The organism is Novipirellula artificiosorum, from assembly GCF_007860135.1.
Taxonomy (GTDB): Bacteria; Planctomycetota; Planctomycetia; order Pirellulales; family Pirellulaceae; genus Novipirellula_A; species Novipirellula_A artificiosorum.
On sequence record NZ_SJPV01000012.1, the window covers coordinates 108,601 to 131,275 of the forward strand.

A 22,675-nucleotide genomic window follows, 5' to 3' on the forward strand; every position below is an offset into this window, starting at 1 on the left:
CAAGGCATTAGCCGCCGGTGATGTCCATGAAACACCGGCGGCAAGCATCTTGCCGCTCAGTCTGAGATTGATTCGGCAAATTACGCCAAATCGCCCATCAAGTGGCGCTGTCCAGTTAGGTTTTTGGCACAACGGTAAATGTCAAGTTATCGAACCGGACGAAGGATCATGGCATGCCCGCCTGCTACAGCCATTTCGGCCGGAACCACATCGCCGTGTTTTCGAGTTGCGGTGGAAATGACATACGCTTCCGGGTTTTCGACCCCGTGTGCATCCGACGCATCCTGGTAGAGGGTCGCCTCATAGGTAATTCCGGGTTTCAGAAAATTTAATCTAAGCTGAAGGGTTCGGGCCTGTTGATTGTTGACCGTTCCGACAAACCAATGATCTCCTGAGCGACGTGCTATGCTGATGGTCTCGCCAATTCTCGCCTGCAGCACACGAGTGTCATCCCACGTCGCTGGCATGGCTTTGAGGTATTCAAACAGGTCGGCTTTCTTCAAATATTCCTCCGGTGCGTCGGGAAGAAGAACCAGCCCCGAATAGCTGACCAGAGTACGGGCGACTTCACTCACAACGGTTGAGATATAGCTGTTCCGCTCTCTCGGCCCCAAGCTTCGCTGACCCGCATTGATGCTATTGATCCCGAAGTTGCCGTTCGCCTGATCAAGTGGAGCGACCAGCGCGTTCACCATTGCCATCTTGATAAATGTCTCGGGCGTAAAGGCACGCCTGGCATCCTGCTGCGCATGGCAATATTCGTAGGTGATCAAATTGGGCATCGTTCGTTCAGCCCCAGCCATAGGACAAGGGCGATCATGAAAACTGATGAGTAACTTGTTCTCCGCAGCCTCTCTGATCGCATACCGAGTGAACGCCGCATCATTTCTTATGATTCCATGTTTGATTCCGGAAGCGCCCAGCCCTGCATAGTGCCCGAATAGTTGATCCTCTTCGATAAAGACACTGTTTCTTACGTCATAATAGAGCATGAGTTTGATGCCCTTCTCTTTGGCATGAACGAATACCCTTTCAAGGCTTGCTTGTCTTTTGGACCAGCCGGCATCGATATTCAACCATTCGAATCCCTGCTCTGCAACGAAGTCAATCAGGTGCAGTAAGGTCTGCTCATTGAGGCTATACCTGAAGTTATCGCTTCTGTATCCACGGATTCGCCAGTCCCAAATCCCTTTGCCTGGTTTGATCCAACTGACATCATCGAGTTGACACGGCGCTGCCAAATTCAACACGGCGGTATTGACCAGCAAATCACCCATGGTTTCGCCTAGCAGCAGCACCCGCCAAGGCGTCACGTGCCCCTCACCACTCGAAACGGCGGTACTCGACGAAATAGGCTTCTTCGTCTCCATATCATGAATGATCTCCATCGCCTCGAATCCGGTTGCGGAGTACAAGTCAGATTCCAGCAACGCAAGCGAACGACCATCCGGATGCTCAATGACCAACGGAACCTGGATCGTCTCTATCTCATCGAGACTCGCGGGGCCGCTGACGCCCTTTTCCCCTTCAGGAGAATAATATTGGACATCACCGACCACATTGCAGGCACTCGAAAATGCAATCTCCTGGCCTCTGGATTCTCCCGACAAGACAAAACGGAACCCAACACCCGTATCAAACACGCGGCAAAGCAGTTTCACCGGCGTACCGTCCGCCGTCAGCGAAAGGGTCAGTTCGCGATGGTGATCGCGGATGGTGCTGAACCTCCCCCAGACCGGATTCCAACTCGTATCGTTCTCGCGTATCGAATGATCACCCACTGCCATTTCCGCGCCCGAAACAATCTCCAACTTGGAAGAACCGACAACTGGCGTTCCACCCTTGGAAACCGAATAGAAGAGCGTTCCGTCTTTCAGTTCCATTGATGCCGAAACCTGGCCATCCGGAGACTGAACCGTCACGGGCGCTGCAAACAAGTTCGCAACTGCCAATAAGATCCCTATCGCAATGGCTGCATAGTTGGTCATTTTAAGTTTCTGCTTCTCTTTCTAGGTCGACAGCGCCACTTCCATCTTCATATAAGCTCGAAACGCAAGCGAGAGAATCAGCTACGCCAAAACCCACTCGCTTGCGCTTCGTGCTTATCTTTGCAACGTTTCCTTGTTTGAGAAGCACTCGGCGTAGGTAGTTGTCTGATCCTTTTTCAACGTGATTTCCCTGCTCAACTGACCTTCAGCATAAAGACGGAACCGTCCGTCGCAGGTGGCCCGGATGGCTGCAGTGGTCAACTGGCCCTGATCCCATGCGATATCCACCTCGAAGCCGCCTCTGGCCCGCAGGCCCTTCACGTGGCCATTCGGCCAGGACGAGGGTAGCGCGGGAAGCAGATCCAGAATGGAAGCCGCGTTGGCCAGACGATCGGGTGGCACCTCAGCAACAAACTGGTTCGGCCGCTCAAGGTCTTCTCGATACGGAACATAAGCAGCCGCCGCAAGGGTATCCGCCTGTGGATCAATACTACGGAGGTGGCTCTGCAACAACATCTCAGGAATCGCCGCACCGCCGCCAAAGTTGCCGTCAATCTGAAAGCGGCTACCGTTGAGGAGGTTAGGATTGGCCGAACCAGAGACCAAGTCTACATAGTACTTCAACGCCTCGTCTCCGTTGCGCAGGCGAGCCCAACAAGCAGCTCGCCAAGCGCCCTTCCATCCGCCCTGGCCAACGCGCACCTTGAGCACGGTTTCGCAGGCCTCGGCCAGCTTGGGAGTCACTAAAGGAGAGAAGTCGCGTCCTGGGTGAAGGGCAATCAGGTGAGAAAGGTGGCGATGGGTCCCCTCGGGATCATCCCAATCTTCCGGCCACTCTTGAAGCTGTCCGTGCGAATTGATTTTCTGAGGTGACAGTTTCGGTAGGAAATCTCGTAAGGTTTGGCGAAATTCTGGGTCTCGGTCCAGAACAATGGATGCCTCAATGCAATCGGTGAACAGGTTCACCAGCAATTGCTGGTCATAGCTCGCGCCCCAGGACTGCTTGTTCAATTCTCCAAACTCTTTCTTCAGGAAAAAGTTCTCTGGCGACCAAGTGGGATAGATCACCAACGTGCCATCCTTCCAGGGAGCAAGATGTTCGAAGAAGAACTCCGCAGCACCTTTTAGAATCGGGTAAACCTCTTCGAGATAAACGCGGTCCTTGCTAAAGGCATAGTGCTCGAACAGATGTTGAGCCAACCAGTGGCCGCCCTGCTGAAGGCGGCGTCCATGTGGATTCTGAGCCGTGAAACCAAAGATGTTTCCATTAAGGCCTACCGTCCACCCCTTCTTCACTCCAAAGGTTCCCCATGCCGTATGCCTGCCGGATTCCGCGAGTACCTTCGTCCACTCCACAAATGGAGAGAAGCTCTCGGGTAGGTTCGCCGTTTCAACCATCCAGTAGTTCATCTGGACATTAATATCGTGGTGATAGTCGCTATTCCACGGAGGGGTCAGCATCGAATTCCACAGCCCCTGCAAGTTAGAAGGTACAGGAGCATCGCGTGAAGTGCAGATCTGCAGATAGCGTGCGAAATCGAAGTAGAGCTTTTGAACTTCTCTCGGATCACCTTGTTTGATGAGCCTATCCGTTGGCAGCCTCGATGGCGCAACACCAAGATCGAGCTGAACACGCTGCATCAGCGACTGCACGTCCGAGACATGTTTTTGCTTCAACGCCCTGTAGCCCAGTTCCTCAGCCTGTTGTAGGGCGAGCAGCGTATCGCCTGCAAAATCGCGTCCTTTGAATTCGGGGAAATTCGGCAGGTAGTCCGTATAGCCAGCTACGTACAGAACGACTTCGGTCGCTCCAGTGACTCGCAATGTGCCGTCCGCTTTCGCTTCCACCTCCGCATCGCTGGCCACAACACGCACGGCTTGCATAAACGCCATGTCTTCTTGATCCATGTTGGCAAATCCGCGCAACTGAATCTCCCGACCGTTGGCTTCAATCGTGCTTTCTTTGTGAGCCGTTCGGGCCTCCAGCACCAAGTCCATTTTACCGCCGTCCGCCGAGAAGCGAGCAACAAACAAATCCTGCGGATGGCTGCAGAAGTATTCGCGAGAGTACTTTACGTCTCCAACCCTGTAGCGAACACTTGCAACCCCCGTCGAAAGATCCAAGGCCCGATGGTAGTTGTCCGCGGCGCTTGGATCATGTCCGGTTCGTATTTCAAGATCAGCGAACGGTGCGAAATTGCCCAAACGCTGTTGGGTAGCGAGATACTGGGTCCCCAGAGCTTCGATGGATCCTTCCCCGGTGCCATACTTTCCCTCGCGGCAGGCGGCCCGGACCAACTCCAGATAATCCTTGCCATTCGCCGGCGAGCCCGATTGCTTCAACTCACTCTCTCCGCGCGTCGAATTCATCCACAGCGTAATGTCATTAAATACCAGGTACTCGGAATCGACATGACCCGAAAACATCGCGCCGAAGCGACCGTTTCCCAAAGGCAGGGCCTCGCCCATGAAACGCGCATTGGTCTGAGCTCTGGGATTCGTGTGATCAAGCCGCTTTAGATTCTCTGCGATCGGACGGTCGTAGTGCAAAACCGAGCCATCCTCTGCCAATCCCGAGCGGAACGAGCAGAGTGCAATGACGAGGATCGCAGTCAGCCTCTTGATACTTTCTTCTATCTTCATATTTCCTTCTCCCCTTCTATGACAGCGTCATATCATTCTTTTTGGTCACTGATGTGCGACGATTGGAGCGCTACCAACTCTTGACGCTCACGACATGGCGCTGTCCAGCTAATCACCCAGGCGTCCCATTTTTGATACATCCAGCGGCTCAATCCCCAATGTCAAGGCAGGACTGCCGGGCCGGAAACTGAAATCGCCACCCGCTGGATCCACAAAGAGAGGATCGCCGACGAGACTTTCCTTCTCTTTGCCGACCGCCCGCATCTTAAGCAGATGCTCATCCATCCAATGCGAATCGGTTGGATGGTAGTAGAGATTGTTGTCCATGTCCGTTTCGATGAGCTTGGGCGAAGGACGTCCGCCATTGTCTTTGCCTCTGGGCCGCTCGTTATGGGCCTTGCCTCCTTCAGGATGGGAAACAACGATATTGCGACGCACTTTTGAACCCGTAACCGGAACCCATTCAAAGCTGATGTATCCACTCCCCGGTACGACAGCGGGATCGACAATGAAATTGTTGATGATGTCGTTGACACCCTTCGAGGCGATTCCCGCAGAGAAACCCGCGTTGTTGTAGAGCACATTGCCATAGATGAGCGTCTCATGTTGATCGTCATCACAACGGATGGCTGCCGGCAGCGAGTTCGCCACGTTGTCATGCAGGTAGTTGTAGCGAACAAGATTGCCCGTCCCTGTTCCCGACACATAGATGCCATTTCCATCCGAGAGCAATTGAACCGCGTGCGAAATCTCGTTGTATTCAAAAAGATTGTGTCGGGCATGGTTGTACTTCTCACGCGTTTTCCAGCCCTCGTATCCACCGCGCTGTCGGTTTCTATCCTCGGCCGCAATCTCATGCCGGCGGATCGTTCTGCCGCCCTCCCCATTCAGACTCCGATCAGGTTCGACGCGAGTGGTGATGAGCACCGCTGAATAGCCACTGTGGTGCAATTCATTGTGGACCATCCGATTGTGGCCACTTTGCCAGGCCCAAAGTCCCGGAGAATGCCAGGTAATCTCGCTGAAGTGATGGATGTGGTTGTTAACGATGTCGTTGTGGTGGTTGACGTCTTTCGTGCCAGGACCATAACCCGCCAGCAGAATCCCCGCCTCGCCCAAATGTGCAAATTCAGAATCAACGACGCGATTGCGTTGCGCGTGCAGGTCCATGCGCAAACCCGAACCACCGGAATTGACAAACTTACAATTGGTCACCTGACAGTCTTCGGCACCGCGGAATCGAAGCAGCGCGGTGGGACGATCGAACATATCCCAGTCGTGCTGCATGCCCCAACCCACACGACCTTCATCGCTTTTCCATGCCCAGCGATCCGCGTGGGAAAAGGTCAGCCCAGAAAACGCGATGCCTCGGACGGGCGTATCCGTTGGACCCTCATAATCGATTTCTCCCTCAACCCGAATCAACTCCGTCGTCGTTGGCGCAAGGATTCCTCGTGGCGATCCATCGGGGGCTGGATCAGAAGGCCACAGATAGATCTTTCGCGTTTCGGTATTGACCACCCATTCCCCAGGCTCGTTTAGCGCCTCGAGAATATTCTCAACCCATACGACGGAGGCTTCTGGGTCGTGAAGATATCCCGGCAACGGCCCCATGGGGTAGGTCGCAGAAGCGCCGGTTGTTGCAACGCACGAGTCCTCATCTACAGATTCAAGCGGAAGCATATTGATCGCCCACGCTCGACCGGGTCTCACCTGGATCTCAACATCCTTCAAATTGTCCCAGTTCCTCAAGGCTCCTTCGGGGAAGTGAAGTGTCCTCGCATTGCCTTGCTTGGCGTAGGCAAATCCGTCATTCCTGGCGCGGTTCAGACGACGTTGGCTGTCGTAGAGCGTAGAGAATCGGTTCAACCCTTTGGGCATGTCAGCCACCCAAACCTTGGCAACCGATTGAGCGGGCAAATCAGTAGGCGCTGATTCCAATCGCTTCCAACCCGTAACGGGTACGCCCCCACTGACGACCGGATGCTCACCGGGATAGGCAGCAAAAGTTAGGAACGCTGGGTCTGTCGGGATACCGGCACCGTACTGCTCAAGCATCGCAGCATCCGATGTCGTGCGAGCTCCATCTTCCCTCCTCAGAATCAAGGTTTGGCTTAATTGATGGCGTCCTCCGCGAAGGTGAATCACTGCAGACTCTGTATTGCCTGCGTTGCGTAAGGTTCTCACCGCTTCCACCGCATCCGGCAGGGATCCGTAGGGTTTCGCCAGGCTACCATCTGCCTGAGCATCTCCATCAACGGACACATAGATGTCCATGGCAAAGCCTTCCCCCGGAACGGCAAGGACAACCAACATTGAAAGCCATTGAAGAACGTTCCACCTTGACCAAGAACATTTGAGTCTAGTTTTCATCGAACACTCCCCCTTCTTGTGTTGCTACTTCGCAGATCAGTTCAATTTCACTCACTGCCGACCGCCACAGATCCACATTTTGCCAGTGCGATGTTACACAGCTTACCATTGGCGAACGTCGGCGTCTTCAGCGACCAGGACTCACGACGTGGCCCAGGGTGTCCCGTTTGATCAATGCATTCTCATCAAACACTCCTCCCTCCTTGCATTCACTTTAACGGCCCCGGTCTCAAGAGACTTCGGCGCAACAGCAATGATTGCATCAGAAGATGGACCGTAGGTATCCGGCCTCGTGTCATCGGCAACACAAACCTGCATGAGCATGAGCAGAATGGCTGCCGCGTAGATTGTCGTCATCGTGATTGTTCCTCGCCAAATTCCAGAGACTCAGGCAACGATTGAAAGGTCACCGAGACTTCATCAATGATGGGCTTGGACTTGTTCTCTGTCGCGTCGGTGATTTTCATTTCGTACTGGAAGCCGTAACCGGCTTGCAGAGCGCTGAGATCCATTTCTGCCGGCATTCTAGCAACCTGCTTGGCGAATCCGGTTATGTAGTCGTAGCTCTCTTTGACTTCCTGCCAGTCGGTCCACCTGTCGATCTTCGCATCGTTGTCCGTGTCCACGCCGACACGCACTTCGACGTGCTCCACCCACGGGCCGGGACTCACGAAGTCATTTTCCGGCTGGGTTGCCAACCAGAAACGTCCTTCGGCAAAGCAAATATCCGGATCGGGATGCCCCTGCCCAACGTTCCCGCAAAACTCAAACTGCTCATCCAGACTCGATGACGTGAACCAGCCGACACTCATCTTGCTTCCTTTGGTGCCATGGGATCCGGCAGGATCATAGTCGCCAAACAGGTAATACTGTCCGCCAATACAGATTGATGCCCAGTCGCCGTAGGCATTCTGTTCCGGTTCATGAACTTCGTATTTGCCGATGTCCGATTTAAAACGCTCGGGAGACTCTTTGACCCAGTGGGGGTGTTTGTAGGTTTTGATCACGCCGGTCGGATTGGTGCGCTCGTCTACCGCAGGTGCGAGAATCTTGAAGCCGCCCTTCCCGTCTTTGCTGACCGCATGGCCGGCCAGCGGAGAATCGAACGAATGGCTGTTGGCATGAATCGGACTCCAGTCCTCGTAGATCACGTGAAAGTTCCCTTCCAAATCGCGAATGAAACCGCAATCGGAACCATGCGACGGATCTTCAAATGCCATTCCCATTTTTTCGCCGACCTCGCCATCGGTCAGGTCGTCATCAATGATCAGATGCGGATCCTGATCGTTGGGAAAGTCATAGTAAAAATAGGCTTGGCCATCGGCGTACTCCGCAGTGGTCATCCATCCCGACTCTTTGTCGGTGATCGGTCCGTGGTGTACCCAATTGACCATGTCGCGACTCTCCCAAGCATGATAGCCGCCCAGACTTCCTTTATTTCCACCGGGCGCGCGGAACTGGTTCGGCATCGCCGTGGTCTCCAACGGAACATCGAAGCCGTCTAAACGAACGGACTTCGGAACAAACGCTCCTTGGGACGAATCCCACGTATTTTTTTCCATGGCAGCGTGATGTCGCGCAAACATCCAATAGTTTTTCGGACCCAAACTAAGGAAAACCGGTGAATCAAAAGTACATCCGGGACCGATATCTCCGGCCGGTTCCCAGTTCTCCCAAATGGGTGACTGACGGAGGACAATCGACTTCGCCTTCTTCTTGTTGTCGAAGCGTTTCAGAACGCTTTGGAATGTCGCGGTTTTCGCAGTTGGCGAAGCCATTCCGTTTTTGATTTCGATACTGGTTTGAGTTCCGACATTCTGTTCCCAGTCCGCCTGACTGTGGACGCTCCAGGCGTTTCCCTCGTCCTTCCTAGCGGCCGGGCGCGAGCGCTCAGGTGACACACTGGGCGGCATGCGCCGCGCCGCTAACGATGAAGTTTGGCTCGAAGCGTTTGTAAACTCAGTGATGGTACGTGCGGCACATTTTTCTTTTGCGTACACCGACTTCCGGTTTTCATCGAGGATGCGAACGGTAAATCCCTCCAGTCGAGTTGAGTTTCCCGTTCGGTTGTGAACGCGAATCGAGTCGATCTCAACGCTAGTGCTTAGGTCGACTTCCCACCAAGGGTTCGTGCCATCGGGCTCGGTATGGGTCACCGAGTAATTGTTGTAGTCGCCGTCCGTGTTGCCATCGACAGCCCGCTCTGCCGCACCGCCATACACGATGGTGGACTGTGTCGCCTTCCCATTGAGTGCCACGTTCTTGCCGCCCGCGAACACTTCGACCTCAGCCAGCGAAAGAGTGCGTTGCTCGCCGGGCAGTTCGATGCGGACATATCGCCCGGTTGGCAGAGCTTCGCGCTCAACAATTCTCGGTGACGAACCAGTCGACGGTTCCCGGACAGAGCCAGCAGTCGACTCTTTGTAATAGTGCTGATGGCCCGGCAGGCGGGTGGTCTTTTCGTTCAAACCGAACAGATTGCGGTCCGCCTCGGAGACTGGAATCGGCTTGATCGTTAAATCAACCTGCCTCAAAGCAACCTGCGCGAATGTGACGCTCTGCCCCTTATTGAGTGGGACTTCATAGCTGCCGTCCTTTCCGGCTTTAAGCTTTGCCGTGGATCCATCGATTGTGATTTTCGGGTTAGAAATGTCCGTCCATACCACGCAAGGCGAACCGATCAAACTCTTCACCGTCACAAATTGAGTCACCTCCGCCCGCTTTTTGGCACTAACCAGGAAGGCTCCTTGCCCGCGCAAATCCTTAAAGGCAACATCACCCCACAGTTTCGGTGCCGCGGGAAAGACACGCAGAACTCCGCCCCAGCTTTGCAGCAACATGTCGTGAATGCAGGTGGCGAATGAAAGCGGGCTTTCGATCACTGGATTCCCCTCGGCGTACATCGTCGTTGGGGATACGCGGTCGTGCTTGATCAAGTAGTCGAGATAGTGATACGCCTGATCCGAATCACCTAGCCACGCATACATCGACGCCGCACCCGTTGCGGTATAGCCAGTCACGGGCATCGCATCCACTTTGATTCTGCTGTTGAACGTCACGTCCAACCAGCGATCCAGCGACAATCGCATCAGCTGCTTGCCTTCCGGGGTATCCGGAGTCAGGACAGCCAGCGGATAGAAAGGCAGCAGGTGGGAATAGTGACGGTGGGGCTTGTCGAAGGGAACATCCTTGCCGATGCGCAAGCCGTCTTCATCGATCTGGAAGTCAACGAGATTGTCAATGATGTTCTGCCACTCGTCAGCCAGCGGATCGTTGAGGTTATGCTCGTCGTTGATGTCGAGCAGGGTCTGGAAACACCATTTCATCAGCCCGATCGTGAAATTGATATCCTGCCCGCGACCACCCGGATACTCAGGCGACCAGCTGTTCTTAATGTGTATCTTTCCGTCGCCAGATGAAACCGGATTATCTCGCACGTAGTTCAGATAACTGTTTCCAACGCCGCGCAATTTGGAGAACAGTCCGTCGCGCAACCGCTCGCGGTCACCTGCGAACCGACAGTGTAGCCAGTAGTCGTGAAGGATCCAGCAGAGCATGTCCGGCACGGTCGCGCCCTGGCTTGCCACTAGATCTTGTGGAAATAACGTGGCCAGACCGGCGCTTTCTTTCCAGTGCTTTGGCACGTTCTTAAACAACTGCGCCTCATGTTTGTCGAACCAGTTGCACAGGGAGGAGCCGACATCCAACCGGTTGGCTGTCAGGTGCGTCCAATACTGTAGCTCCACATTCAAGTCGCCCCAGACCATCGGCCAAAAGGTCTTGTGATACCACGGGCCCATCAGATCCATCACCGGACCGTTGCCGCGGGTGGCCGACGCGAACTTGTACATCTGAATCCAGTAGAAGGCTTCCTTCTCTGGATCATTGATGGTCAAGAAGCTGAGCGGATAATATTCGTTCCACCATTTGCGGTGCGTGGACAAGAACGTGTCGTTAGAAAGTAGCGAGCTGGCTTTCTGCAAATTGCCCGTCACCCGTTCCATGCTGTCTTGCTCTGGAAAGCTGTGATGGACGCTGGCCAGCAGGATCTGTTTTCCGGTTGACTTCCCCTGGGCCTTCCAGCCCGTCGTTGTTTCGCCCCGGTTTTGATACAAGGGCTGAAAACAGAAATGCATGCCGTCCTTTTCGCTCACGGTCGGCTGCGGTGGCAATTCGTAAGGGGCTTTGCGCATCTTGTCCCAACTACCGCCCTTAGGCCCGCCGCCGCCATCCAGAGTTGTGCGTACTGGTGCCTTTGGAATATCCGGGTGCCATGAGATTGCAATCGACTCGCGATCCGCATCCGTCTCGAAATAGATCACGTCGTGCAAACTGTGAGAAAGGCCACGCAGGGCATAGGAACCTTGGGTCGTCTTAACGGTTCCGGTCAGTTCCGCGTCCCACAGGTCCAGCCGCAGATCGACGTCGGTGATGTCGCCTTCGGAAGTCAGGTTGAAATGGCCCAGCGGCAGGCGGCTTCGATAGATCCACAACAATTCGTTTCCATCATGCGGCGCGCGATGATCATAGTAGTCATGGCGTCCCGTATAAATCGAAATCACATTCTTCGCTCCGCCTTGAGCTTGATAGAACAAGAAACCCACATTGCCGTTCCCTGAGTAGGGTGCTACTTCCCAGCGGTTGGGAATCCGGTCCCAAACCATATCGTGCTGAGAGAGAAACGTTTTATAGTCGACATCGGATACGACCACAGACGTCACCGTTTTAGCTTCGTCCGCAGTCGCCGCAGGGACCCATGCCATTGAAAGTAAGATGGCATGAACAATCATTTGATTATGCGGTCGCATGGTTTTCTTTCTCAATCGATTTGGATGTCTTCGTGCGGCTTCGTTTTCTGCCTGGCGTCAACGGACTGCGTTTCAAATTCATTTCGTGAATCACGTCGCACCCATCGGCAATCAACCTAAATGTCACTTCGGAATGGGGGAGATCTGGATCGCGATCAGATTCCTTCAGGTGCCCATTCTGGGATCCCCTTTTCTTCAAGTTGCTTGTGGTAGCGGATCGCCAGTGGCTGATCCGTCGGCTTGACCTTGGGGAGGTTTTCGTTGACCAACAGCGGAGTCAATGACGTCCACCAAACGTCGTAGGACTTGCGCAAATTGCCAACGACCTCAGGATTCGAGTCGGCAACATCCGTCGTCTCACCAGGATCGGCAGAAATGTCGTAGAGTTTTTCGTTGTTGACGAAACGCCAGCGATCGGTCCGGACAGCGCACTTTAGGAACTTGAACTTTTTCTGATCACCCGTCGGCCAACGACCGCAATGGAAGAACAGTTCGCGATCGGCCCACGCTGCCTTGGGATCTTTCAACAAAGGCAAAAGTGACCGCCCGTCGAACTTTTGCACATCCTCAGGCAACTTCGCGCCCGCCAGATCGCAAAACGTCGGGTACAGATCGATGTGGGCCGCCAGCGCGTTGATGTCGACGCCTTCTCCCAACACGCCTTTCCAATACCAGAACGCGGGGACGTGCGAACCGCCTTCGTAAGGCGAATTCTTGCCACCCATCAGGTTGGCGTTGAAGTGCTTGACCCTCTTGCCGTTCAACTTGCCGCTCAAATGAGTCGCCCCGTTGTCGGTCATGAAAATGATCAGCGTGTTGTCGAGTGCGTCCCACTGGTCAAGTTTTTCCATCAAGCGACCGAAATTGTCGTCGATGTTTTCGATCATGCCGTAGCGACCTGCCGTTCCTTCGTCCCAGCCAAGATTCAAGAACCGCTTCGTGTATTTCTCCGGCGCGACCAGCGGCGCGTGCGGAGCGTTCAGCGCGATGTAGGCGAAGTACGGATTGCCGGCTTCATGTTGTTCCTTGATCCAAGCCAAACCGGATTGAAAAAACAGATCCGTGCAGAAGCCCTGGGTCTGCACAATCGTGTCGTTGTGCAGCAGCACGTTGTCGAAATAGACGTTTTCCTTGTTGGGCGGGAAATCACCCAGCGTAACCTGTCCAATTCCGCCGGAGCCATGAATCAGGACTTCGTCGAAGCCACGGCTGCCGGGCAGATAGGCTTCCTCGTCACCCAGGTGCCACTTGCCAAAGATCCCTGTGTTGTAACCGGCATTCTGCAATGCTTGCGGCATCGTAAAAGTACTCAGCGCCATCCGCTCTCGCTGCATGATCGTGTGTGTCACGCCGTTCTTAAACGGAACACGTCCGCTCATCAGTGCGGCTCGGGTTGGCGCGCATGTCGGGCTGACTTGAAAGTCGGTGAAACGCGTTGCATGCTCATAAAAGTGATCGATGTGCGGAGTCTTGACGACTTGGTTTCCCATACAAGAAAGATCGCCCATCCCTTGATCGTCGGTCATGACGAGCACGATATTCGGGCGACTGCCCATGATGGATTGTGCTTCCGCGAGACGAGCGCAGGCGAGCAGAAGGAAGATAGTGAGGATTGATTTCATGTGTTGTTTGACAGCTAGATGTGGTATGTGCGTTACTTTTTTTCTTGGTGATGCGGACTTTCCAGCAGGTGTTTTCTAAGGAGGACTTCACCGTCGTCGTTACCCGGTTCGTGACGCCGACGAGAAGGAACGCATTGAGAACGAATAATCTCTTGCTCGGGATATCTTAGTGGAATTCGGGAATCGAGATGTGCGGTGATCCCGGAGACATCGGATTCAGAATGTGGAGCCTGCGGGCTCCACAGCCAATCTACATTCGATGGTTCATGCTTTTGCCTTTCACTTAAATTCGTCAGGTGACAACAGAGAGTCGCCATTGGTTTCAAAGTGTCTGAAGCGTCTTTCGAGATCCGAATGCCCACTCAATCCTGCCTTGTATTCGTCCAGTGAGAGCGATTGGTCCTGATTGGTGTCCCAGCGACGGAATGCTCTTTGGCGGTTGGTTTTGGGGCGGTGCGTTTTGGACGACACCGTGCCCTTGAAGTTTTCGTTCTCCAACGCGGTCAACGAGTAGGGATGCTTGCCATTTTGCTGACCGATGACATCCACGACTTCCGGATAGCTCCGCAGGAAGTTGTTCTCGTCAATCAAATTAAAAAAGTAGTGCGTTGTACCCTCGGGCAACTTGGCCGACGCCTTTGACTCGTCATGTAAAGTTGCTGCCATTCGATACCACTCCTCGTACCTCTGCCCGCCATTGGGCGTGTAGATCAAGTTGGCGCGTACGACTTTGGCACCGTTCTCGTGGAACACAATGTTGACGTTGCTATCGATCTGTTCGTGCGAAACAACGTTGCAGACATGCTCTTGGTGAGGCAGTGACTTGTTGTAGTCGGGGTTGTAGTAGGGGTAGCTCGCCTTCATTTCCGACAAGAGTTGGGTAAGTCGATCGTTCATCTGCTTCGCCTTCTCCGGCATGGCTTCCGCCAGATTCGCGGACTCTTCAATGTCAGCACGTTCTTGCTTGCCGTCGTCGCTCTTGTAGAGTCGAAACAGCTCAAGCTCGCTTTCGACGTTCGGATTGCCGACGTGATCGTACTTGCGGATCAGTTTGTAGTCGCCGATTCGGATCGTACTTTCCATCGCGACACTGTGCGGAAAATGCCAAACGAGCGTGTCGCGAACTGTGCCATCTGCAGTTTTTACAACTGCTGGATCGGTGGGGTCGCCAAGCAAGAGTGGTCTTAGATCGCAGCCGTCCAAATGCTTTTCGACGGGCTTCTTGATACCGCACAGCGATAGAACCGTCGGATAGAAATCCAGTCCGTTGACCATCACGTCTGATTGGGTTCCGCCGGGAATTCCTGGCCCGGCGACAATCAGCGGGACGCGAGTGCCACCTTCGCGGGCAGAGATTTTGCCACGGTCGAGTGGATAGTTGTCTGTGATGATCTCACTGGGATGCTGTTCCATGCCGCTATTGTCGGACGTGAAAATCAGGTAGGTGTTTTCAATCAGCGTATGTCCAGGCCAACGGGGGTCTTCAGTTTGATCGAGGTAGTCGAAGAGTCTGCCGACGTGGTGGTCAAGTTCTTCGACCATCGCACAGTAAAAAGGAATTCGCTGGCCCTCAAGTTCCCATTTCTCAGGGTCGGTTGGTATATTGACGCCCAGCTTCTTGCAGTATTTTTCCAAGTTGGCGAGCGACCGAGTCTGAATTGGCGAGTGAACAAGCCAAGTTGCATAGTACAAGAAAAAGGGTTGGTCTTTGCTTTCACGCAGGAACTCCATCGCGTCTTCGTTGTTCTGGTGGTACGGGTACCCGTTTTCATCGATACGAAATGGATCGTCAGGTGCGGTACTGGCGAATCCTGTCAAGCGATGAGGGGACATTTTTTTGGTCACACCAAGACTGTGACATGTCCAATCGAAACCCTGATCTTCGGGTTGCGGAAACGCATGGTGGTTGATCGCCATGTGCCATTTCCCTCAATGTCCAGTGGCGGGAAATCGATTTCATGTCTTCTTTGATGGCTGGATGTGGTGTGTGCGTTACTTTTCGACTTGGTGATGCGGACTTTCCAGCAGGTGTTTTCGAAGGAGGTCCTCACCGTAGTCGTTGCCCGGCTCGCGAAAGACGGTATGAATATGGTTGACAGCACCGGAGTTGCGTCCGGGAGGGAAGTGGTTATCGAACTCGATGATGACGGTGGGGCCATGGATCCGGTAGTAATAGGGCTTGCCTTCCTCTGTGCCAGCCCATGCGAAATGAATCTTTTCTAACCCGGCCGCTAAGATTCGATCCATTTGGATGTGGGCAATGTTGTGTTCGAAATTGTGAACGTATTCGTTGATCAGAGACATCAAGAGGCGGCGCTGGGCGGCGTTAAGATCAGATGCCGGCAAGCCAGTTGGCGTCTTCAATTGGTCGCCGCGTGTCGGACCGGTGATCACGTCACGGGGAGCCACGTTGCCAATGATCGCTTTGGCACGCTGTTTCTCGTTAAGGGATGCGAAGAGCTGCTTCCCTTTTTCATCCTCCGCACTCTGAACTTTCCACCCCGAGTACGTTCCCTCGGGCAACCTGGCAGGGTCGGAACCCATGAATGTGGGGCGGACCGAAACTTCATCCCCAATCACGGTGATATTCAACGCAAGGTGATGTCCGTCCAATTGCCAGCCCCACGAGCTGTCCTTCGCTGGATCGCCAAAGATCCCAATCCAGTAAAGATCATGTCCAAACATGGGCGTATTGGTGGGGCGGCGTTTTTCAGCCAGGCTCTTGAGGATCTCATCAAGGTGCATGATCCCCGTCGTTTTGAGATAGCCCTGGCTGCTTAAAGTGCTTTGAAGCAGTCGATGCGCTAGCGATCGTTGTTCGGGTGACATCTCCTTGAAACTGACACCCTCTCGCTTGAAGGAAGTCGCCGGGAGATTGCTCCACGCCCGACGCTCCTGGTCGTCCAGGGTGAACGACGCTTGTTTTCGCAGTTCTGGGCTCAGACCCTCGAGGAAGCCAACCGCCGCCTGGCGAATTTCGGCTACGGGAGCCTTGGGTTGCTCCTTCTTCTCTTGAGCATTCGTGACCGTGACGCCGACTAAGAGGATCGCAGGGAGGGCGAATCGTTTCATGTTCGATTTTCCTTACAGGAATTCGGGGAGTTGATGTCCAGGCAAACTTATCGCCAAGTGATCTTAGCGTTTCCCGTTTCGGTATTGACCCAGACGCTGGCATGCTCAAATTCGCGAGTGAACTCCCAGCCATCGGGTGTGGTTCGGTCGTAAGCACCTTTGGGTGGCCCGAGTGCTTTGCGCAACTCAGGAAACTCATGTAAGGATCCTGACGACAAAGTCCATCCCCATCCGTATTGAAAGTAGGAATAGGGCTGGGCTCCGATCAGGTAACAGGCGAGGTAGTATTCCGCCCGTTCCTTGGCCAAAACGGGTTGATCACGTCTTGATCCCCGTCGACCTTGATCCTGACTCGCGCGCGGGTCGGATTCGACACCGATCCGAAAGATTGACATCTTCCCGGCCTGGGCGATACGCAGCATGTCGTCCCAGTCTTGGAGCAGACTCTCTTTGCTCAGGAGTTTCTCGTTGTAGTGCTCGAACATGCTGGCATCCATCACGGGGAAAGCATCCTTAGCAATGTCTTGGTTGGCATTGTTGCCGAGAAGGATCTTGTCCGGGCCCATTTTCCGCTTGAGCAAGGCCATCATTTCGCCCATCGCCTTTTGAACATCCTCGCTCTTGTCTGCACGAAGCCAGGCAAAACCATGCATTTGATCGATAAATGCCCCATCGCAGCCGGATTCGGCAACGCCCTTGGCAACGGTAGTCGACCACCATTCACGAAGTTCAGGATTGAGAACGTCAAAGAAGAAAACATTGCGTCGATGAGCCAGCTCTGCTGTTTTCGGATCAACGATTAGAAAACTCTTTAGCTTCGGATGCTCGTCGATCTTGTTCCGCGTGAACGCTTGATTGTAAGAGGTAAAGGGCCATGCATATGCCGAGTTGAAGTAGAACAGCACCTTCATGTCCGGCTTGATCTTTTTAAAGGCCGCGGCCTCATGCTTGGCCCCCAACTCGGCGGCACCGAGTGGGGTGCGTCCATGCGATTTTTCAATGCAGAGGAAATCCGTTCGCTCAGCAATGAACTCAACTTCCTCAGGTTCCAGCAACCGTGTCGTATCACCGAACATGTAATACATGGGCGTGGTATCCCAGCTGAACTTTGGATAAAAGTCCTTTGGCACGAATCGACTGCCATCACTATTGAGGTAGTGCTGACCTAGCAAAACCGACGGAAGCCCCGCACCGACGACGAAAGATAAAACTCCAACAATCACTCGTTTATTCATGGCTCTTCCGCAGAATCGGTGGATGAAAGTCGTCGGGTGTCACTTGACGTCTCGGTCGATAGCGTGCCAATGGCGCGAGCAGCCTGAGCGAGACTTTCCTCGTCAAGGCTGCTTTTCAAGCTCATTGGACACAAGAGCCTATGCCTTCGAAAATCCAAAGTCAAACCGGTGGTGACTTTTGAACCGGGTGTATTCGCCGAAAATATTGGGTTTTGCGAGGTCAGAATCGCGGAACGGACGGGAGCTTGCCCACCGATTCTGCTGACGAGCCCAAAAAGGAGACATTCGGATGGTCACAACTGCAACTGGATTTTGCCTCGCGCTCTCAGTTCGAAGCTGAAATTGTCGGAGTCTGTTTGCGACCATCCGTAAGGAGAGATCGCAATTTGCCTGGAATACTCAGCACTAACGATTCGATGTCGTCTAAAACCGTGTAGACAACGGGGATAACCAGCAAGGTTAGCACCGTCGAGGTGATCATGCCGCCGACGATGCAAGCTCCCATCGGCGATCGCGTTTCCGCTCCTTCGCCCAGCCCCATCGCTGCAGGCAACATGCCCATGATCGTCGAACATGTGGTCATCAGAATCGGTCGCAATCGGATCGGGCCGGCTTCAAGCACGGCCACGTTTCTTTCTCGCCCTTGAGACCTAAGTTGATTGGTGTAGTCGATCAACAAAATTGCGTTCTTCGTTACCAAGCCCATCAACATGATGATGCCAATCAACGAGAAAATGCTAATACTTTGGTTTGTGATCAACAAAGCCCCTAAGGCTCCGGTGATCGAAAGCGGCAGGGTGACCATGATTGTCAGCGGGTGCAATAGGCTTTCAAACTGAGCCGCTAAGACCATGTAAATCAGAAGCACGGCCAGCCCCATGCTGACACCGATACTTGCAAAGGATTCTCCCATGTTCTCCGCTTCTCCGGAGAATCTTGTGGTAACGCCCGGCGGTAAACCGATTCGAGATTCGATTTCGCCGGTGTTTCTAACGGCATCGCCCAGCATCATCCCAGGCGGGAGACTTGCGTTGATCGTGATCTGACGCATGCGGTCGATCCGATCGACTTGAACGGGGCCGAGACGATCTTCCGAATCGACCACGTTACGAATCTCGATTAGCTCTCCGGTGTCTGTTCTCACCGGAATGGAAAGAACGCTGTCCGTGCGGTCGCGGTCCTGTTGCACCAGACGCATGCGAACGTCAAATGTCTCGCCATCGCTTTCAAAAGTCGTGACATCGACTCCGCCAACGAGAGCATAAATCGCGTTCCCAACGTCCTGAGTCGAAACGCCCATGAATTGGGCTTTCTTGCGATTGGGATGGATTTCCAGTTCAGGTTTGGCGTCGTCCCAGGTGGAATTGACTTCGATTAACCCGACCTTCGCCAACTCCTCCTCCATTTGCTTGGAAAAGACGACGATTTCGTCTTGCTTGGTGCCGCAGATCACATATTGGTACACCGCCGTGCTGACACCGCTGGCGGAAACTCGCGGAACGATCTCGACGCTGGTTTTCAAGTGCTTTAGATCATGAAGCTTCTCACGAGCCCTATCCATGATCTCGAATTGACTGAGCGAACGATCTTTTTTGCCGGTAAGTTTGACCAACACCGTGGCGACGTTGACGCGTTCTTCGACACCGGCACCAATCGTGGTGAAGATATCGACGACTGCCGGCAACGACACCAGTCGGCGTTCGATTTCTTGCAACAAGTGATCGCTTGCCGTGATCGATGTGCCCACAGCGGCTTCGATGTGAATATTGAACTGGTCTTCATCAGCCTGCGGAACGAACTCGTCGCCCAAGAACTGCGCGATGTAAAGACTGGAAGCGAAAAACGCGATCGCTCCGCCAATCACAAACCAGCGGACTCCGATCGAAACACCGGGAAGCGTAAAACGACCTCCCAGCGAAATTCGAGGTAGGAGTTTGAGTTTCGAATTGATTGCGATGTCAAGGATACGGCGATAAAGCTTCTCCGTTCCTCCTAGGATGCTCTCAACGAAACGAAAGAGAAAACCGTGGCTCTTCGATACCACCAGGACGCGTCCGCATAGCATTGGTGATAAGGTGACCGCCATCACGGTCGAGATGAACACCGCAGCGGTCACGGTCAAGCCAAACTCGAAGAAAAACTGCCCGACCAGTCCTTCCATGAACGCCACCGGGATGAACACGGCTGCGATGGCAAGTGAAGTCACGATCACCGCGAAGCCGATTTCGTTGATCGCCATGCGTGCGGCTACGATCCGTGGATGACCGGCTTCCATGTGCCGATAGGTGTTCTCCAGTACCACAATTGAATCGTCGATAATCATCCCGACAGAAATCGTCAGAGCCAACATCGTCATCATATTGGCGGTAAAACCCATCGCGTACATGAAGGCATACGTTCCGATGATCGTTGTCGGAATCGTACAGGCCGCAACGAATGAACCGCGAAGAGAACGAAGAAACAGAAAGATCACCAGCACGGCCAATGCGGCACCACGCATCAATTCGCCTTCGGCCTCCTCAATACTGGCGTTAACGAAGACGGAATTGTCTTGAGCAATCGTGAGCGTGACTTGTTCCTCGGCGACGGATTGACGAATCTCGTCCAGTCGTGCTTTTACGGTATGGGCAACCGCAACCATGTTGGTGCCAGATTGTGGTCGAACTTGCAAACAAACCGCCAACTGCCCGTTGAGCCGTGCGATGCCACGACAATCCTCCATGCCGTCTTCGACGTAGCCAACGTCGCTGAGTCGAACCATGCGCTGGCCGTCACGTTTGACGATGATGTCAGCAAAATCCGCAACCTTTTCCAGCTTGCCCTTGGTCTTAACAATGATCTCGCGGTTGCCGGTTTCCACGCGGCCTCCGGGCGGCTCCAGGTTTTCCTGTCGCAAGACATTGATCACGTCCTGAGCGGTCAGATGGTGCGAACGGAGGTCGTCGGCGCGTAACCAGATACGAATCTCACGGTCGCGATCACCGACCATGCGAATATTGCCGACGCCAGGAATCGTTTCGATCAATGGCTTGATTCTCTCGTCAGCAATCCGTGTCAGTCGGGACACCGACAACGGCCCGGCGACTAGGATCGACATGATCGGTTGGACATCCAGATCCAGTTTTTCGACCGTCGGTTCCTCTATTTCGCTAGGAAGATCACGACGAATCAGCGAGATTTTGTCTCGCACGTCTTGTGCTTTGACGTCAACGTCCTCTTCCAGCTCGAATTCGATGAAGACCTGGGTGATCCCTTCCAAACTTTGGCTTCGCAGCGTATCAATTCCGCTGATCGTGCCAACCGATTCTTCTATTTTGTCGGCGATATCACGGTCCATGGTCTCCGGTGCCATGCCAGGATTGAGCACCGTGACGGTCACGACAGGAACATCGACATCGGGGAACATGTTCGACCCGATGCCCATGTAGGAAATGCCGCCAAAAACGATCAGCGCCAAGACCGCCATCGTGGTCATGACCGGGCGGTTAATGCACAGCTCTGAGATTCTCATTTGTGCATCGCTCCGTCCGTCGCCACCGTGACGGTTGCTTGCTCAGACAAAGTGATGCCGTGCTGCTCAGATTTCATCCGAGACCGGATCATCAAGCCGTCGTTCAAAATCGCCGTCTGTCCATAAGCAACCCGCTGCCCTTCGTTCAGACCGGACAAGATTTCGTAGTGTTCGTGACTGCAAACGCCCAAGCGAATCTCTTGGCTGTGGACTTTCCCCTGATCAGCGCCTTGGCTATGGAACACAAAAACTACCGGACGCCCTTCCTGGAACGCGACGGCTGAGTACGGCACGGTCAACGTCGCCTTTGCAGAAGCAACCGGCAGAAAAACTCGAGCAAATCCGCCGGGTCTGAGCCTACCCTCGGTGTTGTCGATAGAAAGCCGAATCAAGAACGTACGAGTGTTGGAGTCGATCTCACCACCGATACGATCGATGATGCCTGCGACCGGTTCGGTAAGCCCTTCGACAGCAATCTGGCCCGTGTCTCCAAGCTTGATTCCCGAAAAGAAACGCTCCGGAACGGCGACTTCGGCCTGCAAGACTCTGGCGTCGATCATATCAACGATCTCAGGGTCTTTCATTTCGATCAAACGATCACCGATATCGATGTAGCGGTGCGTGATGATGCCGTCATAGGGGGCCTGGATCGTCATCTTGTTGAGCGTGTCCAGACGGCTCGCGACGTCGGCTTGAGCGACGGCAAGCTGAGCCTTGGCGACGTCGATCTGCTCCGGGGTCGGTCCCGCTAGAGCGATTTCCAACGATGCTTCCGCCCGTTCGACTTCGGCGCGAACACGTGCGGCTTCGGCAACCGCTTGATCATAGACCGACCTTGAGACTGCGTTTTGCGGTAGTAGTTTTTTGAACCGATCAACTGTGGCAATGGCGTATTCGGCCTGAGCCTTCTTCTCCGCCAGCGTGGCTCGCAACTGCACGATTTCTTCATCGCGACGCCAGGAGAGTAAATCGGCAAGTTGCTTTTCCAGTAAGACGCACTGAGCCTTTGCGCCTTCAACGGCAAGTCGCTGTTCGGAATCCTTTAGTCGTACCAGTACATCGCCTTTCCTAACGATGCTACCGATGTCGATCACAAGCTGCATTGCTTCTGTGCTTTTTTTACAACCAAATTGTACGCGGCGATCCGATTCGGCGATAAATTCAACCACGCCATTGACTTCAGCGACTATCGTTGTTTTTCGCACGGGAATTAAGGTCCCAACCAGTTCCAGGTCTTGGCTAACATCTCTGCGAGTGACAGTGGCAATATCGATTTCCGGCAACGAACTTGAGATGAGCGAGACATTCGCTGTCTCTGTATCCTGCTTGCTGTCTTCCGACGACGCCAGGGGCCGATTGCATCCGCCTGCTATCGCGATAAGCAACGATCCGATGCATCCGAGTCGTCGCATCGATTGAATTC

The 22,675-nt window shown here is 53.9% G+C and carries 11 protein-coding genes; all 11 read right to left on the reverse strand.

Translation table 11 applies throughout. The features are described from left to right. Nucleotides 1-146: 146 nt before the first annotated feature. The 11 genes from Poly41_RS25975 to Poly41_RS26025 all read right to left on the reverse strand — a co-directional run bounded on the left by Poly41_RS25975 (nucleotide 147) and on the right by Poly41_RS26025 (nucleotide 22,664). A complete protein-coding gene (locus Poly41_RS25975; RefSeq protein WP_146530289.1) occupies nucleotides 147-1,988 on the reverse strand; it encodes a glycoside hydrolase family 97 protein in 1,842 nt (613 codons plus the stop codon). Between the two features lie 114 nt (nucleotides 1,989-2,102). Beyond that, nucleotides 2,103-4,631 carry a glycoside hydrolase family 95 protein gene (locus Poly41_RS25980; protein WP_146530290.1) on the reverse strand — a complete coding sequence of 843 codons (2,529 nt, stop codon included), beginning with the start codon at nucleotides 4,629-4,631 and terminating at the stop codon, nucleotides 2,103-2,105. A gap of 108 nt (nucleotides 4,632-4,739) precedes the next feature. Then, on the reverse strand, nucleotides 4,740-7,004 hold the full coding sequence (locus tag Poly41_RS25985; RefSeq protein WP_231615948.1) for a right-handed parallel beta-helix repeat-containing protein: 2,265 nt from the start codon (nucleotides 7,002-7,004) through the stop codon (nucleotides 4,740-4,742). Nucleotides 7,005-7,175: 171 nt separating this feature from the next. Beyond that, nucleotides 7,176-7,361, reverse strand: coding sequence for a hypothetical protein (locus tag Poly41_RS34380; RefSeq protein WP_197231638.1), 186 nt, complete (start codon nucleotides 7,359-7,361; stop codon nucleotides 7,176-7,178). After that, nucleotides 7,358-11,812, reverse strand: a complete 4,455-nt coding sequence (locus Poly41_RS35535) for a glycosyl hydrolase family 95 catalytic domain-containing protein (RefSeq protein ID WP_315853747.1) — start codon at nucleotides 11,810-11,812, stop codon at nucleotides 7,358-7,360. The genes Poly41_RS34380 and Poly41_RS35535 overlap by 4 nt, the downstream gene beginning before the upstream one ends. Nucleotides 11,813-11,967: 155 nt before the next feature. Next, on the reverse strand, nucleotides 11,968-13,434 hold the full coding sequence (locus tag Poly41_RS26000; protein WP_146530291.1) for an arylsulfatase: 1,467 nt from the start codon (nucleotides 13,432-13,434) through the stop codon (nucleotides 11,968-11,970). Between the two features lie 279 nt (nucleotides 13,435-13,713). Next, a complete protein-coding gene (locus Poly41_RS26005; protein ID WP_146530292.1) occupies nucleotides 13,714-15,351 on the reverse strand; it encodes a sulfatase-like hydrolase/transferase in 1,638 nt (545 codons plus the stop codon). Nucleotides 15,352-15,426: 75 nt separating this feature from the next. Beyond that, entirely contained in the window at nucleotides 15,427-16,506 is a 1,080-nt protein-coding gene (locus tag Poly41_RS26010) for a DUF3500 domain-containing protein (protein ID WP_146530293.1), read from the reverse strand. A 47-nt stretch (nucleotides 16,507-16,553) separates the two neighbouring features. Beyond that, entirely contained in the window at nucleotides 16,554-17,741 is a 1,188-nt protein-coding gene (locus tag Poly41_RS26015) for a putative glycoside hydrolase (protein ID WP_146530294.1), read from the reverse strand. A 325-nt stretch (nucleotides 17,742-18,066) separates the two neighbouring features. Beyond that, nucleotides 18,067-21,252, reverse strand: coding sequence for an efflux RND transporter permease subunit (locus tag Poly41_RS26020; RefSeq protein WP_146530295.1), 3,186 nt, complete (start codon nucleotides 21,250-21,252; stop codon nucleotides 18,067-18,069). Beyond that, complete coding sequence (locus tag Poly41_RS26025) at nucleotides 21,249-22,664, reverse strand: efflux RND transporter periplasmic adaptor subunit (protein WP_197231639.1); 1,416 nt, start codon at nucleotides 22,662-22,664, stop codon at nucleotides 21,249-21,251. The genes Poly41_RS26020 and Poly41_RS26025 overlap by 4 nt, the downstream gene beginning before the upstream one ends. Between the last annotated feature and the right edge of the window lie 11 nt (nucleotides 22,665-22,675).